This window comes from Yimella lutea (genome assembly GCF_006715095.1).
Lineage (GTDB): Bacteria > Actinomycetota > Actinomycetes > Actinomycetales > Dermatophilaceae > Yimella > Yimella lutea.
This window is the reverse complement of sequence record NZ_VFMO01000001.1, coordinates 2,865,708-2,880,291: the sequence shown is the minus strand read 5'-3', so window position 1 is coordinate 2,880,291 and position 14,584 is coordinate 2,865,708. Positions and strand designations below refer to the sequence as shown.

At 66.0% G+C, this 14,584-nt stretch carries 9 protein-coding genes and 3 pseudogenes; 5 read left to right on the top strand and 7 right to left on the bottom strand.

Features of this window, described 5'->3' with window-relative positions:
* The first annotated feature begins 14 nt into the window (after positions 1 to 14).
* Entirely contained in the window at positions 15 to 818 is an 804-nt protein-coding gene (gene thiD / locus FB459_RS13845) for a bifunctional hydroxymethylpyrimidine kinase/phosphomethylpyrimidine kinase (RefSeq protein ID WP_141928913.1), read from the top strand.
* A 77-nt stretch (positions 819 to 895) separates the two neighbouring features.
* Entirely contained in the window at positions 896 to 2,812 is a 1,917-nt protein-coding gene (locus FB459_RS13840) for an acetate--CoA ligase (RefSeq protein WP_141928912.1), read from the top strand.
* A 180-nt stretch (positions 2,813 to 2,992) separates the two neighbouring features.
* Here the strand turns inward: FB459_RS13840 and FB459_RS13835 are convergent, their stop codons facing one another.
* Together FB459_RS13835 and FB459_RS13830 are read right to left on the bottom strand one after the other, a co-directional pair.
* Positions 2,993 to 4,237, bottom strand: coding sequence for an ATP-grasp domain-containing protein (locus FB459_RS13835; RefSeq protein ID WP_141928911.1), 1,245 nt, complete (start codon positions 4,235 to 4,237; stop codon positions 2,993 to 2,995).
* Positions 4,238 to 4,398: 161 nt separating this feature from the next.
* Positions 4,399 to 5,643 carry a saccharopine dehydrogenase family protein gene (locus FB459_RS13830; protein ID WP_141928910.1) on the bottom strand — a complete coding sequence of 415 codons (1,245 nt, stop codon included), beginning with the start codon at positions 5,641 to 5,643 and terminating at the stop codon, positions 4,399 to 4,401.
* A gap of 121 nt (positions 5,644 to 5,764) precedes the next feature.
* On the opposite strand from FB459_RS13830, the gene FB459_RS13825 reads away from it, so the two are divergent.
* Together FB459_RS13825 and FB459_RS13820 are read left to right on the top strand one after the other, a co-directional pair.
* Entirely contained in the window at positions 5,765 to 7,138 is a 1,374-nt protein-coding gene (locus FB459_RS13825) for an L-serine ammonia-lyase (RefSeq protein WP_141928909.1), read from the top strand.
* Between the two features lie 132 nt (positions 7,139 to 7,270).
* Entirely contained in the window at positions 7,271 to 7,501 is a 231-nt protein-coding gene (locus tag FB459_RS13820; protein WP_141928908.1) for an antitoxin, read from the top strand.
* A gap of 10 nt (positions 7,502 to 7,511) precedes the next feature.
* Here the strand turns inward: FB459_RS13820 and FB459_RS13815 are convergent.
* Positions 7,512 to 7,736 (bottom strand): annotated as a pseudogene (locus FB459_RS13815) (IS110 family transposase); the annotation flags it as partial.
* Between the two features lie 55 nt (positions 7,737 to 7,791).
* On the opposite strand from FB459_RS13815, the pseudogene FB459_RS13810 reads away from it, so the two are divergent.
* Positions 7,792 to 7,976: pseudogene (locus FB459_RS13810) on the top strand (IS3 family transposase); the annotation flags it as partial.
* A gap of 391 nt (positions 7,977 to 8,367) precedes the next feature.
* Here the strand turns inward: FB459_RS13810 and FB459_RS17910 are convergent.
* The 4 genes and pseudogenes from FB459_RS17910 to pglZ form a co-directional block, all read right to left on the bottom strand.
* Positions 8,368 to 9,414 carry a hypothetical protein gene (locus FB459_RS17910; protein WP_246092456.1) on the bottom strand — a complete coding sequence of 349 codons (1,047 nt, stop codon included), beginning with the start codon at positions 9,412 to 9,414 and terminating at the stop codon, positions 8,368 to 8,370.
* Positions 9,415 to 9,444: 30 nt separating this feature from the next.
* Positions 9,445 to 10,476, bottom strand: a pseudogene (locus FB459_RS18280) (DEAD/DEAH box helicase); the annotation flags it as partial.
* A gap of 2 nt (positions 10,477 to 10,478) precedes the next feature.
* The gene (brxD, locus tag FB459_RS13800) at positions 10,479 to 11,819 is read right to left on the bottom strand and encodes a BREX system ATP-binding protein BrxD (protein WP_141928906.1); all 1,341 of its coding nucleotides are present in this window, start codon (positions 11,817 to 11,819) and stop codon (positions 10,479 to 10,481) included.
* Positions 11,816 to 14,569, bottom strand: a complete 2,754-nt coding sequence (gene pglZ, locus FB459_RS13795; RefSeq protein WP_141928905.1) for a BREX-2 system phosphatase PglZ — start codon at positions 14,567 to 14,569, stop codon at positions 11,816 to 11,818. Before pglZ ends, brxD begins: the two co-directional genes overlap by 4 nt.
* Between the last annotated feature and the right edge of the window lie 15 nt (positions 14,570 to 14,584).

Genomic DNA, 14,584 nt, shown 5'->3' with positions numbered 1-14,584 from the left:
TTACGGTGTCGCACATGGTCCGTCCGCCAGCCGTCGTCTCGATCGCCGGCAGTGACCCGAGTGGAGGTGCGGGAATTCAGGCAGATCTGAAGACCTTCGGCGCACTCGGTGCGTACGGCATGAGCGTTCTCACGGCACTGACTGCGCAGAACACGATCGGTGTGCAGAAGGTGTTACCAATCGATTCGGAATTCGTTGCGGCACAGCTTGATTCAGTGACGAGTGACGTGCGTGTCGACGGTGTGAAGATCGGTGTTCTGGGCTCAGCGGGGGTCGCTGAGGTGATCCGCCCGACGCTCCTGCACATGCGTGATCGCGGGGTGCCGATCGTGCTCGATCCGGTGCTGGTCGCAACCTCCGGAGACCGCTTCGGTGACGCGTCGGTGACGTCTGCCCTACGTGACCTGCTGTCCGTTGTCAGCGTCGTGACACCGAACCTGTCGGAGGCCGCCGCATTGACCGCCACCCCTGTTGCGACCGACGAGCGGGGGATGCGCGATCAAGCCAGGAGCCTGCTCGACCTCGGTGCGCCCGCGGTGCTCATCAAGGGGGGCCACCTCGACGGCGACGCGGTCGACCTGTGGGTCGACGCACACGGCTTCGAACGGTTCGCAGCCCCGCGCATCCCCACGTCCAACACGCACGGCACGGGCTGCAGCTTGTCGTCCGCACTGGTCGCCCTGCGTCCGCAGCGGCCCGACTGGCACACCACTGTGACCGACGCAAAGGGCTGGCTGACCGACGCGCTGCGCGCGGCCGACTCGCTCGAGATCGGCGCCGGTCACGGGCCGGTGCACCACTTCCACCGATGGTGGTGACCGCCGCTGAGCGACCGATTCAGGCCGTCCGGCGCGAGTCGCAGCGGCCGGAGTGTGGCCGATGACACACTCGCGCCATGGGTGCTTACAGCGACGAGTATCAGCGCAGCATGGCCGACCCCGAGGGCTTCTGGCTGGACGCGGCATCGGCAGTGCACTGGTTCAAGAAGCCGACCCAGGCGCTCGACGACACGAACCCTCCGTTCTACCGGTGGTACCCCGGCGCGCAGACCAACATCTGTTACAACGCGCTCGATCGCCACGTGATCGAGGGCCGGGCCGACCAGACGGCGTTGATCTACGACAGCCCGGTCACCGAGGGCCGGTGCAGCTACAGCTACGCCGAGCTGCTCGATCTGGTCGGGCGGGCGGCCGGGGTGCTGAAGGCGCTCGGTGTGGGCAAGGGCGATCGTGTGGTCGTGTACCTGCCGATGATTCCCGAAGCGGTGATCACGATGCTGGCCTGCGCCCGGATCGGTGCGGTGCACTCGGTCGTGTTCGGCGGTTTTGCGCCGGCCGAGCTCGCCGCCCGCATCGACGACGCGCGGCCCAAGGTCGTCGTCACCGCGTCGTGCGGCGTGGAGCGGACCCGCGTCATCCCGTACAAGCCGATGGTCGATGAGGCGATCGAGCGCGCCGAGCACAAGCCCGATCGCGTACTGCTGGTGCAGCGTCCGCAACTCCAGGCCGAGACGGGGGAGCGCGACATCGATTGGGCGACGGCGATGAAACCGGGCGCCGTCGAGCCGGCGGGCTGTGAGACGGTCGCGGCAACCGACCCCCTCTACGTGCTGTACACCTCCGGCACGACCGGCAAGCCGAAGGGCATCGTGCGCGATCACGGTGGATACCAGGTTGCGCTGCAGTGGTCGATGACGAACGTCTACGGCATGGAACCGGGTGACGTATGGTTCACCGCGTCCGACGTGGGTTGGGTCGTCGGTCACTCCTACATCGTCTACGGACCCCTCATCGCCGGCTGCACGACGATCGTGTTCGAGGGCAAACCCGTTGGTACACCAGACGCTTCGACCTTCTGGCGGGTCATCGCCGAATACAGCGTGAAGGCGTTGTTCACCGCGCCGACCGCCTTCCGGGCGATCAAGAAGGAAGACCCGGATGCGGCGTTGATGGCAGGCCACGACCTGTCGTCGTTCCGCACCCTCTTCATGGCCGGCGAACGTCTCGACCCCGACACCTGGCAGTGGGCCACCGACAAGCTCAGGGTGCCTGTGGTCGACAACTGGTGGCAGACCGAGACCGGCTGGCCGATCGCGTCCAACCAGATGGGGCTCGAGCAGTTGCCGATCAAGCCGGGATCAGCGGCGGTGCCGACCCCCGGCTACGACGTGCAGATCCTCGACTCGATGGGTGAACAGGTGCCGCCGGGCACCGAGGGCGCGGTCTGCATCAAGCTGCCGCTCCCGCCCGGCACACTCCCGACACTCTGGCAAGACGACGCCCGGTACGAGTCGTCGTACCTGTCGGCCTACCCGGGCTACTACCTCACCGGCGACGGCGGCTACATCGACGACGACGGCTACCTGTTCGTGCTCGGCCGTACCGACGACGTGCTCAACGTGGCCGGGCACCGGCTCTCCACCGGCGGCATCGAAGCGGCGCTGGCCGGCCACCCCGCGGTCGCGGAGTGTGCGGTGATCGGTGTTGCCGATCCGTTGAAGGGTCAGGTGCCGCGGGCGCTGGTCGTGTTGAAGGCCGGCGACAAGTGGGCCAACCTCGACGATGCCGGGCTCGCACAGTTGCGCACCGAGCTCGGACAGCGGGTGCGCGAGGAGGTCGGCGCCATCGCCACCCTGCAGCAGGTCGACGTCGTCGCCGCACTGCCCAAGACCCGGTCGGGCAAGATCCTTCGCAAGACGATGCGCCAGATGGCCGACGGCCAGGACGCGCAGGTGCCCTCGACCATCGAGGACCCTTCCGTGCTCGACGCCCTCGCGAAAAGCCTCGGGCGACAAGGCACTTCGCAGGGTTAAGGCACTTCGCAGGGTTATGGTCGCGGAGCGAGCCGTACCTCGGGTGAAGACGCAGGTCACCGCCCGGACGGTCGGGTCGGAGCGATCCTCTCGTTGCCCTCGGGGTCGGCGAAGATCACCCGTGCACTGCGGGCCCGTGCACTGCGCGGTGCGGGCGCCGAACGGCAACGCAATTGTGAGTCAGCGAACCTCGCGCGGTTGCTCCATCGGGCCGAATCCGGTGTGCCACAACCGATCTGCGAGGTCGAGTGCGGCTGCGGCCCACGGTGTCATCCGCTCGCCGTGCGCGAAGTCGATGGGAGTGAACCGCACCAACGCGCCCATCGCTGCGGGTCCGAGCTCGACGGTGCCGACAGCGGTGGCGTCGTCGTCGCAGGGGCGTAGATCATCGGGGGTGCCGCACACGAACATCGCGGTCGTCGCCTGTGGCGTCACCGCGTCCGTCGCCAGATAGGCGGAGCCGGCGCGGTTCGCGTCGGCTGCGTCGAGCAGCTCGGTCTCGACGGCGTCTAGCTCGACGTCGAGGTTCGCGCCGGAGCGGACGGTCTGGTCGAGGAGGTTGAGTGGCACGTCGGCCGTGCCCTTGTTGATGGTGTTGATGCCGCCGGAGAAGCGGGGGTTGAGCTCATGCGGACGGAAACCGTCGGCCGTGAGGATGCCGTCGATGCCGAACGCGCCGCGGTAGCGGTGTTCTCCGGCAAGCGCCTCACCGACGCGTCGTGCAGCGGTGCGCATCTCGTCGCGCTGCGTCGAGGTCGGATCCCACCACGTGGAAATGCCGGCTTGCACGAATCGGTGCCCGCCCGCTGGGCGCAACATGCACAGCTCCACCGGCCGCAGCACGAGCACGCCCCGGTCGGTGACGATGCCGTGAATGCTGCAGGGCTGACCCTCCAGGAAAGGCATCACCCGCGCGCGCTCGCCGGCTGCGGCCACCTCGCGGAAGACGGTTGACGGGTCGGTCCCAGGACGCACCCACCACACTTTGGCGGCGCCGCCGTTCATGCCCTGCGACGCGTCCGCCGAAATCACCACGCCGGCGCCGCGGTCCAGACGAAGAACGCTGCCGCGCAGCGATTTCGAGTCCGCGGGGACCACCTCCTCGGGAGGTGTCCGGAGACCGGCAGCCTCGAAGATGGCGCCGCACAACGTCTTGTCCTCGAGCGACTCGTCGGCCAGCGATCTGCCGCCGATGACGTCGCGTCCGAAGACCTTCGCGTCACTCGCCGTCGGAGCCGCGTTGAGCACCAGCGCGGTGCCCTCCGGGTCGAAGCTGTCGACCGCAGCGAGCACGTGAGCGGGCGGGTTGTTGAGCACGTGTCGCCACCCTGCCAACTCATCCATCACCGACTGCACAGGCGCTTCGTAGGTCGCGCGGACGACGGTGAGGTCGTCGCCGCTGGGGGAGGAGGCCGGTGCCGTCACCGAAGGTGACGATCAGCTGTTCGGTCACCCGAGGGTGCGGTAGTGCTCGACCCGCGGGGTCGCGGATGCAAGCACCGGCGCGAACACCACGAGCTAGCGTCCGCGCAGTCGCTCGGCCTCTTGCGTTCGCAGTAGGTTGACCAGTCGGGTGAGTGCCTCGTTCACACCATCGGCTCGGCCTCGATGGTGAACCCCTGCGCGCGCAGCCGCTCGATGTAGGGCATGCCCAATGCCGTTGCGGGAGTGAGCAATCCACCCTGGCGCCCATCCGGGAGTGGGAGTTCGTCGCGCTGCAGTGCCAAGGCGAGGCCGGCCTCGCCGAGCATCACGCACGTCGCCGCGTACCCGGGGTCACCCTGCGCGGCGACGATCGAGTGCCACTTCTTACCGGTGGTCGTCGTGGTGCGGATATCCATCTTGAAGAAGCCCTCGTTGCGGGCCTTCTCGCTCGGTCCGGTGCCGGGCGCCGGCACAACCTTCTTGACCACAGGCCTCAGCATGCCGACGTTCATCGCCGCGACTGCACCGCCGAGGCCGGCTGCGACGCCATACCCTGTGAGCCTTCCACCGACGCCCTTGCCGGTCTTCATGACCTCGCGGTAACGGAACGACCGGCCGTACGGGTAGCCGGCCAGGGCGTTGCTGCGGCGCACGATGCGGGTGTTGTAGGTGGCCATGACGAAGGGGGCGGTCCACGCGCCGATCTCGGCGTCCTCGCGCACTGCCGCGGAGTCCTTCCACTCGCCGGACGGCTCGGCCGAGCGGTCGGGGGAGAGGCCGAACTTGTCGGTGACCACCTTGCGGCGTTCCTTGTCACCCTTGATCGCGTCGACCTGACCCATCATCGAGGCAACGGTGCCACCGCTGACGCCACCCTTCATCGACGCGTACGTGGTGGTGTCACCGAGTTCGCCGTCGCCGGCTTCACGCACGGCGTTCGCCAGTACGAACACACCGATGTCGGAGGGCACCGAGTCATATCCGCAGGAGGGGACGATGCGCGCTCCGGAGGCATTGGCGCGCTCGTCTAAGGCGTCGATCGCGTCGCGGTGGAAGAGCACCTCGCCGGTCAGGTCCACGTAGTCGGTGCCGGCATCGGCGCAGGCCTCGACCAGCGGCAGGCCGTAGGAGGCGTACGGTCCCACGGTCGTGATGACGACCTTCGTCCGCTCCACCATCGCCTTCAGCGATGCCGGGTCGGAGGAGTCGGCGGTGAGCAACGGCCACTCGCGCGCTGCTGCGGGCAGGTCGCCGCGACTGTCGGCGAGCTTGGTCTCGCTGCGGCCGGCGAGGCCGATGCGGGTGCCTTCCGGGGCGTGCTTGGCCAGGTGGGCGGCGGTGAGCTCACCGACGAAACCGGTGGCGCCGAACAGGACGATGTCGAACTCGCGGGTACGGGAATCCATGGCCCAACCGTAAGGTGTGCGCCCGGCCCGGTTGTCGAACCGGCGCCTAGGATGGCGTGACGCAGGCCTCATCAACCATCAGGTCTGCGGACAATCCCGTCACCTCGAGGAGCCGACACCCATGGCGCTCAGCGCTTTCGACCTGTATTCCATCGGCATCGGACCGTCGTCCTCTCACACGGTCGGTCCCATGCGCGCGGCGAAGATGTTCGTCGACGCACTGGAGCAGGACGGCCGGTTGGACGATGTCGTCCGGGTGCACGCCCAGTTGTTCGGTTCGCTCGGTGCCACCGGACACGGCCACGGTTCCGGCAAGGCCGTGCTGCTCGGTCTGGAGGGGGAGGACCCCGAGACCGTCGACGTCGACACAGCCGATGCACGCGTCCAGAACATGAAGGTGCGCCGGCTGGTCCGCCTCGGCGGCACCCACGTGGTCGCGTTCGACGCGGACAAGGACCTCGTCCTGCACCGTCGCAAGTCGCTGCCGACGCACCCGAACGGCATGCAGTTCGACGCGTTCGACGGTGACGGCGAGGTCATTTCCAGCCGGGTCTACTACTCGGTCGGCGGCGGCTTCATCGTCGACGAACACGCCACCGGCGCTGATCGCGTCGTGCAGGACGACACCGCGCTGCCGCTGTACTTCACCACCGGCGAGCAACTGCTCGAGATTTGCGAGCGGGAGAGCCTGTCGATCAGCGAAGTGATGATGCGCAACGAGCAGGTCTGGCGTTCGGAGCAGGAGATTCGTGACGGACTGCTGCGCATCTGGGCGGTGATGCAGCAGTGCGTCATGAACGGGTACGGCCGCGAGGGCGTGCTGCCCGGAGGTCTGAAGGTGCCGCGTCGTGCACCCGGCCTGTACCGCGACCTCACCGCCGACGGTGCGCGGATGGACCCGCTGCACGTCATGGACTGGGTCAACCTCTACGCGCTGTCGGTCAACGAGGAGAACGCATCCGGCGGACGCGTCGTGACCGCCCCGACCAACGGCGCCGCCGGCATCATTCCCGCGGTGCTGCACTACTACCGCGACTTCGTCGGCGGCGCGGACGACGACGGCGTCGTTCGCTTCCTGCTCACTGCTGCGGCGATCGGCATCCTGTTCAAGGAGAACGCATCGATCTCGGGTGCGGAGGTCGGCTGCCAGGGCGAGGTTGGTTCGGCGTGCGCGATGGCGTCCGGCGCATTGTGTGAAGTGCTGGGCGGCACACCCGAGCAGGTCGAGAACGCCGCCGAGATCGGCATCGAACACAACCTGGGCCTGACCTGCGACCCGGTCGGCGGTCTCGTCCAGATCCCGTGCATCGAGCGAAACGCGATCGCCTCCGTGAAGGCCATCAACGCAGCTCGTTTGTCGCTCAACGGAACTGGCGCTCACCACGTGAGCCTCGACAAGGCGATCAAGACGATGCGCGACACCGGGCGCGACATGTCGATCAAGTACAAGGAGACCGCCCGCGGCGGTCTTGCGGTCAACGTCATCGAGTGCTGACTTCGTCGCGAATGAGGGGCTGACCGGCCTCGTGAACCAGCTGCGCTTCGGCGTCGAATTCAACCTTCGGTGGACGGTTGCCTTCTCCACAGCGTTGGTCGCAGGCGGGTACCACCTGAGCAGCATTGCAGTATGAAGTTGCGTGCGAGTCCGTCTGACGCGGATGTCGCCGCGCTCGACAAGTTCGCCCGTGCTGCGGGCGTCGAATCGCGCTTTGCGGCGATCCAGCGTGCAAGTCGCCTGCTTACAGACGCCAACCTCGAGGACGCTCACGAGCAAGCCTTCGTGGAGTGGGAAGGCTTGGGGGAAGCAGATCTGTGGGACGTGACCGCGAGTGAAGGCATCGGTCTTGCGTCGCGGTGAGATCCGGCTGGTGGTGCTTCGCCCGCGCGAGGATCACCGTGTGCAGTGCCCGATTCAGATGGCGATCGCCGCCGCGTGAGAGCCGGTGGCGGGTCTGGGTTTGTCCCGAGGTCGCTTCCAGTGGCGCGACGCCACCGAGCCTGGCGAAAGCGGCTTCGTCACGGCAGCGGCCAGGGTGGGACCACGACACCAGGATCCGGGCGGCCATCAGCACGCCAATGCCGGGGTCGGTCATTCTGTGGGTCACACCAGCCAGCACCACCTTGCCGCGCAGCATGCTGGGAGTCTCACAGTCGTTCTTTGCCCTACTCCAGAAGAACGTTCTGAACCGGAAGCGCTGGCGTACCCGCCAGGAGCTACGGATCGCGATCATCACCTGGATCGAGCGCACCTACCACCGACGCCGGCGGCAAAATGCCCTCGGCCGATTGACCCCATCGAATACGAGACCATCATGACCACACCAGCCACGTGACCACCGTGTCACCTATCCGTGCAGCAGTCCCTGCGTCGTGATCGGGACTGCTAAGCGAGTCGAAGATCGCTTGCGCGGTGACGGTGAGTTGGGCCTCGAGCGTGGCGCTGGTGGGCACCGATCGTGACAGTGACGTGCTACAGCGGCCCTAGAGCGCGGAGGATTCGTTTGATGCTGAGCCGGGCTCTCGTTCTGGAGGTAGTGACGACCGCGAGGGCGGCGAACACCATGGTCGGGTCCGTCAGGAACCTTGTGTAAGTGGCATGGGGTGGGGGCACTTCACAATCCAGAGTTGGCGGCGTACGTGCGGCACGAAGGCGAGCGGTCGATGGCGATCATGTGGAAGGTTCGATGCGCCGATGCCTGAGGGTGTGTCCGCGTCGCCAGCGGTCTAGCGGCTTCCTGCCAGCAGCTTCTCGGCGGAGTTCCTGTCTGCGGCGCGCTCCGCCAGCGTCGCAGCTGCAAGGTCCGGCGGAAGCAATTCCTTGAACTTGAGCCGACCTAGCGCGTCGGGGCTCACTTCGGGGAGGAGGACGTCCAGGGTCCGTTCCCGTGACACGTTGAGAGCGCTCGACAGATCGGCCGATGTGGCTCCGGGCGCGATTGAAATGCTGAGGTTGTCGTATCCCGACTCACCAACGAGGGCGCTGACCTCCTTGAGCGCGGCAACCAGAACGGCATTCGCGCGCGCGCCCGCGTACGTCCACCAGCGAACGCGGCCGCCCTCGCTGACGACGACTCGAGAAGTGGCAGACACTGTGTGTGCCTGTTCCTGGCGTAACGCGGCGAGTCGATCCAACGCGCGATTGCTCAGGTAGGGCGACTTTGGGGTTGCCCCAAGAAGAACTCGGCGCATGGCATCCGAGAGTTCGAAGGTGTACGCCCGGGCATCGCCGGACCATCGGCTCGTGCCCCGCTGCTCGCTGGGTTCCACAATGGCCCGACGGCGTCGCCAGTCGATGTGGGTGACGAGCCATGATCGCCCGCCGAGTGCGATGACGCGCGGGCCAGCGACCTTCGTTACTAGGAAGGTTGGGTCGATGCTGCCAATCTCGCGGGTGCCATGCAGCACGGTGACTTCGGGTGGAGCGGAGAACACTGCCAACAGCTCAAGGAAGCTTCTTCGTCCAAAGTGCTGCTCGGCCGTCGGACCGACGAACGCGAGACCCTGATCAATGTCGAGATGGCCGGTGCTGACGAGCCATTCACCGATGCGCGACATGTCCTGTTCGGAAGCGAGTCCCAGTCGTGTGAGCCAGGCAGTCTCCTCGGAGAGGTGAATGCGCCCCTTCTGCAGGGCAAGTGCGAGGAGTTGCTGAGCGGCGATGTGTCTCGGACTCGGCGGCGCAGCGACCGGCTCGACGAATCCTTCCTCCAAGAGGAGGAGTAGCGCGGTTGCGCGCAGTAACTCGTCGTCCGTAGTGGCGAGGAACGTCATGTTCCGTGTGCTGCTTGGTCGGCGCCCTGTCCGTCCGAGCCTTTGCAGGATGGACGCCACTGTGGCCGGGGCGCCAAGTTGGATGACTCGGTCCAAGTCGCCGACGTCAATTCCGAGCTCGAGCGTTGAGGTCGACACGATCACACAGTCGCGGGCCTCGGCAAACGCAGCCTCGGCTCGGCGCCGCTCATCGAGGGACAAGGAGGAGTGCGACACGAACGTCTCAACCTCGAGGTCCCTGAGCCTCGTGGCCAGTGACTCAACCGACCGTCGGGAGTCGGCGAAAACTAAACGCTTCTCACCGAGATGAATACGGCTGATGACGGACGCCGCGTTTCCGGTGCTCCCGACGAAGTCCAGCGCGAGGTCCGGGGCTGCAGCGGATTCGGTTGGCGGGGCGACGACCGCGCGGGGTCGACCCCGCGCCGACCCCTGCAGCCACATGAGCAGCTGTTCTGGGTTGCCCACCGTTGCCGACAAACCGATTCGCTGCAGGGGGCGACCGGCAATAGCGGAGAGGCGTTCAAGGAGGGCGAGCATGTGCCAGCCTCGATCATCGCCGGCAAACGAGTGCACCTCATCGATCACAACTGCCCGAAGATCGCCGAACATCCTGGTGGGGTCGACCGTGGTCGACACCAGCATCGCCTCGATCGACTCGGGTGTCGTCAGCAGAATTGACGGGCGTTCGGCAACCTGCTCACGCCGAGCCCGCGCAGTTGTGTCGCCATGGCGCGTGGACACGCCTCGCCCAAACCAACTGGCGTACATCGAGATTCGCGGCTCGAGGTTGTTGAGCAGCGCCTTGAGCGGGCACAGGTAGAGAACGGAGATGCCGCGCCAGTTCTCCTGACCCATCCGACTGAGTAACGGGAAACACGCTGCCTCGGTCTTTCCTCCAGCAGTGGGGGCGATCAAGAGGCAGTCGGCACCAGACAGCACTGGCTCGATTGCTTCTGCTTGCAGCGGCCGAAGCGCGGGCCAGCCGAGAGAGTTGACGATGTGGTGCTGAAGGAGCGGATGTAAGAGCTCAAGCCCTCGGTCGTCAGTGGTCGATCCCATGGCTAGTCGAGATCGTCGGCGGAGAGATCAAGCTCGATGTCATCCAACGTTCCGCCATTCGCCGCCGCGCGTTCTTCGGGCGTCAGTTCAGCGTCGGACAGGGTTAGCGGATAGTGCGTGCGCGGGTCAAAGTCGTCGTACAAGTCGACACGATCGAGCACGTCGGAGATGAGCTTTTTCAGGTAGACCCGAGGGGATACACCCACCCGCCCGCCCAGGCGCCCGGCGACAGCATCCGCCAGCGTGGCCACGTAGGAGTCGTCGACGACCGCTCGAATTCGGCCCTCGTGATCGGATCCGCCGGCGTACAGATCGCGGACCTTCTGTCCAAGTTCCACGAGCGAGTCGTGGCCGAAGCCAGGAAGCCGCAGTTGCACCGCCCGTGGGTTATCGAATCGAGCGTCCGGCCCGAAATCCGTGGCCAGACGCTGAGCCAAGGGCGCGAGTCGGGAGACTCCGGACTGCCCGTCATAGAAGGCGGTCGTTCCGGTCATCACGAGGTATAGCCCTGGAAACCGACCGCTGTCGATCTCGTCAATGAGCTGTCGAAGTGCGTTGAGTGCCTTGTCCCGCACATCGCCGCGCACCCGCTGCAGCGTCTCCACCTCGTCGAGCACAAGCAATAGACCCGGATGCCCTGCGTCACGCAGCACTACCAAGAGCCCTTGCAAGAAACCCATCGCGCCGAAGTGGTCCAGGTCGCCTCGAATGCCAGCAGCTCGCTTTGCCGACGCGGCGACCTGCGGTTGGCCTCCCATCCATGCAGCCAATGCGTCGGCCGACGCCGAATCTCCGGCGAGCGCCGCGGCTCGGTAGCCACGCAGTGCTTGGGCGAAGATAGGAGTTCGACTGCTGACGACAGCGAGTCGCTGTTCCATCAATGACTGGACCGCGTGATCGAGCGCCGCCTCATCGGTCTCGAGCGCCGGTTCGGCTGCAATCGCATCGGATTCGAGTGTGTAGAGCCACGAATCCAGCACCCCGCGGAACGCGCTCGGTGGCATCGACGACGTCCGAAGAGTCTCGGTGATCCGTCGATACACCGTTTCCAAGCGGTGCAGCGGGGTCTGAGTTTCGGAGATCTGCACTTCGGCGGCGGCGAAGCCACGTCGCACGGCTCGCTCCGCCAGATGCCTGGTGAAGAACGTCTTCCCAGCGCCGTACTCGCCGCGAACTGCCTTGAACACTGCTCCGCCCTCGGCAACAGCACTTAGCTCGCTGTCCAGCGTCGTTTGGAAACGGTCGAGGCCGACGGCCAACAAATCGAGGCCGGCTTCCGGCACAGTGCCGCGTCGGAGTGCATCGATGACGTCGCGCCGCCTGCGCGTGGACACTTCTGTCATCGGTGCACCTCGAACTGATCACGCAGAACAGACTCTGACAGCACGACGGTCTGCCCGTCGGCATCGATGGTCAGCACGCCGTAACCCTCGACATTCAGCAACTGTTGCGACTGGCTGACGGCCCCTCGAACCCGAACAAGCGCCACACCGAGAGCGGTCGCAATCTGCGAGAGCGGCAGGCGATTCGACGTCGCGCCCGCCAAAGCATCGACCAGAGCGACGATCTGTTCGTCCGTCACGGCGATGCGGCTGGCGATGCGGCGTTGATCGGCGAAGACCGTCGACGCAACGACCGCCTGCCCGAGAGTGGGCACCGCATCCTTGGCCGTTGTCGGCGAGGTCGGTGTGGTCTCGAACAGCGTTGGCCCGTCCTGCGCAACCGGCTTTCGTTTCGTACTGCGCGCCGCGGTCGCCTTGGACGAAGCAGCTGGGTCCGCTGAGTCGCCCACGGGGGACTCGACGGAAAGCGGAACGTCCCACCAACTCGGTTCCTGCGGCGGAAGCAGATTCAGCCCGAGTGGGTTGAGTTGCTCGTCGGGAAGCAGCGCGATGACGGGCACAACGACCTCCGCTGCGCTGGCTCCGCCGTGGTACCCCGCCTTCAATGGTCCGTAGCGTAGACCTTCGCTGATTGCCAGCACCGCTCGATTCCCCTCGGTGAGCACCCGATGGCCATGAACCTCGATCTCGTCTACGGCAATGGTTCCGTCGGGAACACGGGAGCGGCCACTGGTCATTCCTGGGTAAGAGCGTTGGGTACCGAGCCGGCGTTCGACCACATGGCCGTGGTCCGCGGTCATGACAACGAGACGCCCCGCCGAGCGAGCTCGGTCGAGCAACGGTGCGAGGTGCTTCACGGCGTCGGCTGACCAGCTTGTGCCCGCGGGATCGGAACGATCGAGCGCATCATCGATCGTGTTGAGCACGACCGTGACCAGCGGGATGCCGTCCATATTGTCGATGGCGGCGCCGACACCGTCCGCGACCAAAGCCCCCGGCGCTGTCGTGTCGACTCCCTTCTTATGGAAGAGCTCGGCCTTGATTTTGGCGGTCTCGGCGGTGAGCTTGCGATAGCCCTCCCGCTCGACCTGCTGCTGTCCCCGGGTCAACGTGCCGCACAGGAGCGATGCTCGGCTGACCTCGGTCACCGACGGTAGGACCGCCAATGCTGCACTCCGTTGATTGGTCTTGGCCGTCGGGAGCGCCGCTTCAATCCAGCCGCGGTTCTCAGTTGCGTCTTCGGCGATCTCTACAGCCGCTGCCGCGCTCATGCCGTCCATCACCAGGAACAGGACGGGGGCCTTCTTCGCCATCGGAAGCACAAGCTGGGGGAGAAGGTCCTCGAGATGCCAGACGACGCCTGCGTCGTCGATCAGGCTGTTTGCGGCGTCGTCCGCAAGCCCGGTGGTCTCGGCAAGCCTGGCCGCAAAGGCGCGTTCGGACACGTCCCTGCGCGCAAGGGCAGCTGTAACGACTGTTCCGATGTCTCTTCCGAGCTCGGGGTCGTCCACCCCTTTGGCGGCGTCATTGATCGCCCGATCGACCCAGCCGTCCTCACTGATATGGCGTCGGGCGCGTGCAGTCAGGGTGTCGTTCGCGGGCTCAGCAGGACGTTGCATCCAGCGCCACAGACGCACAGCCGCATCGATCGGGGCGGCTTCGGCGGCGGTGCGGTGCTCGAGATGGTTCTTGACGCGTGCGTACGACGACTCGACAACGCTGGTGGCTTCTGGCTGAGAACCCTGGCCATCGCAGAATTGCGCCAAGCGACGCCCGAGCTTGGCAAGTCGTTGTCGATAGCCCAAACGAAGGGTGTCGGAGCGTGCGGCCAGGGCGCCGATTTGGAGTTCCTCGACCAGAGCATCTGCTCGTTGGAGCACCCGTCGGACGTGGGCTGGATGCTTGTCGACGAGCTCAGCGACCACTGCAGCAGAGGCATTGCCGAGCGCAGTGAGAGCAGCCATCGAGACAGCAGGTGGCAGCTTCGGCTCCAGGCGAACTCGTCCCAATTGGGCGGTGTGCCGATCCTCGGTGTTGAGAGTCGTGTCAGTCAGCAATTGCGCGACAAGGCCGATGGGCACCATATCGGCGAGATCACCAGCGGTCAGTAAGGCATGAATCGCGGGTGCTGCAGTCTCTGTGCTGTCGGCGATCCATTCGATGACCTCGTCGGTGAGGGAGTCGCCGAAAGTACTTCGCAAGGTTGCCAAGGAGGTCAACGAGTTCGGCCATACGGACCAGGTGAGCACTGCAAGCAGATCCAACGGGGTGTGGTCGAGTTGGAGGCGCTCGGCGGCAACGGCGGACATGGCATGCGTGCGAGTAAGCACGCCGGCTGGTGCCGGTGGCCAACCTGCCGCGGGCGTCGCGTCGAGCAGGCCGATCGCGAGTTCCCTTCGGTGTGCAGCTAAGGCAGGGTCAATCCGGTTGGCTTTGAAGGCGGTTCGCAACGCCTCCCACGGGTCTGCCGATCTCACCTTTGCCCAGATGAGATGGGAGAGAACGCCCGCGCCGAGATCTTCGGGCGTGCGGTCTGTGACGATGACAAGCCACTCGCCCGGGCGGTATCCGGCGATGTGCGCGCGGGCTTCGAGGGCGGATCGTGCACCGACGACTCGGACAGGTTGGCCCCCGCGATTGAACTCGCGCTGCGAAATCGACTTTGGGTCACCGGTGATTCCTAGGATCCCGCTGCGGTAACCCTTCTGGGCCGCCTCCTCAAGCTTTGCCAGGATCAACCTGCGCGTCATCGGCACAGCCTGTGT

Coding starts and splice junctions, on each gene's coding strand:
- thiD (WP_141928913.1), top strand. CDS start 15: ATGGTCCGTCCGCCAGCCGTCGTCTCGATCGCCGGCAGTGACCCGAGT.
- FB459_RS13840 (WP_141928912.1), top strand. CDS start 896: ATGGGTGCTTACAGCGACGAGTATCAGCGCAGCATGGCCGACCCCGAG.
- FB459_RS13830 (WP_141928910.1), bottom strand. CDS start 5,643: ATGGATTCCCGTACCCGCGAGTTCGACATCGTCCTGTTCGGCGCCACC.
- FB459_RS13825 (WP_141928909.1), top strand. CDS start 5,765: ATGGCGCTCAGCGCTTTCGACCTGTATTCCATCGGCATCGGACCGTCG.
- FB459_RS13820 (WP_141928908.1), top strand. CDS start 7,271: ATGAAGTTGCGTGCGAGTCCGTCTGACGCGGATGTCGCCGCGCTCGAC.
- FB459_RS17910 (WP_246092456.1), bottom strand. CDS start 9,414: ATGACGTTCCTCGCCACTACGGACGACGAGTTACTGCGCGCAACCGCG.
- brxD (WP_141928906.1), bottom strand. CDS start 11,819: ATGACAGAAGTGTCCACGCGCAGGCGGCGCGACGTCATCGATGCACTC.
- pglZ (WP_141928905.1), bottom strand. CDS start 14,569: ATGACGCGCAGGTTGATCCTGGCAAAGCTTGAGGAGGCGGCCCAGAAG.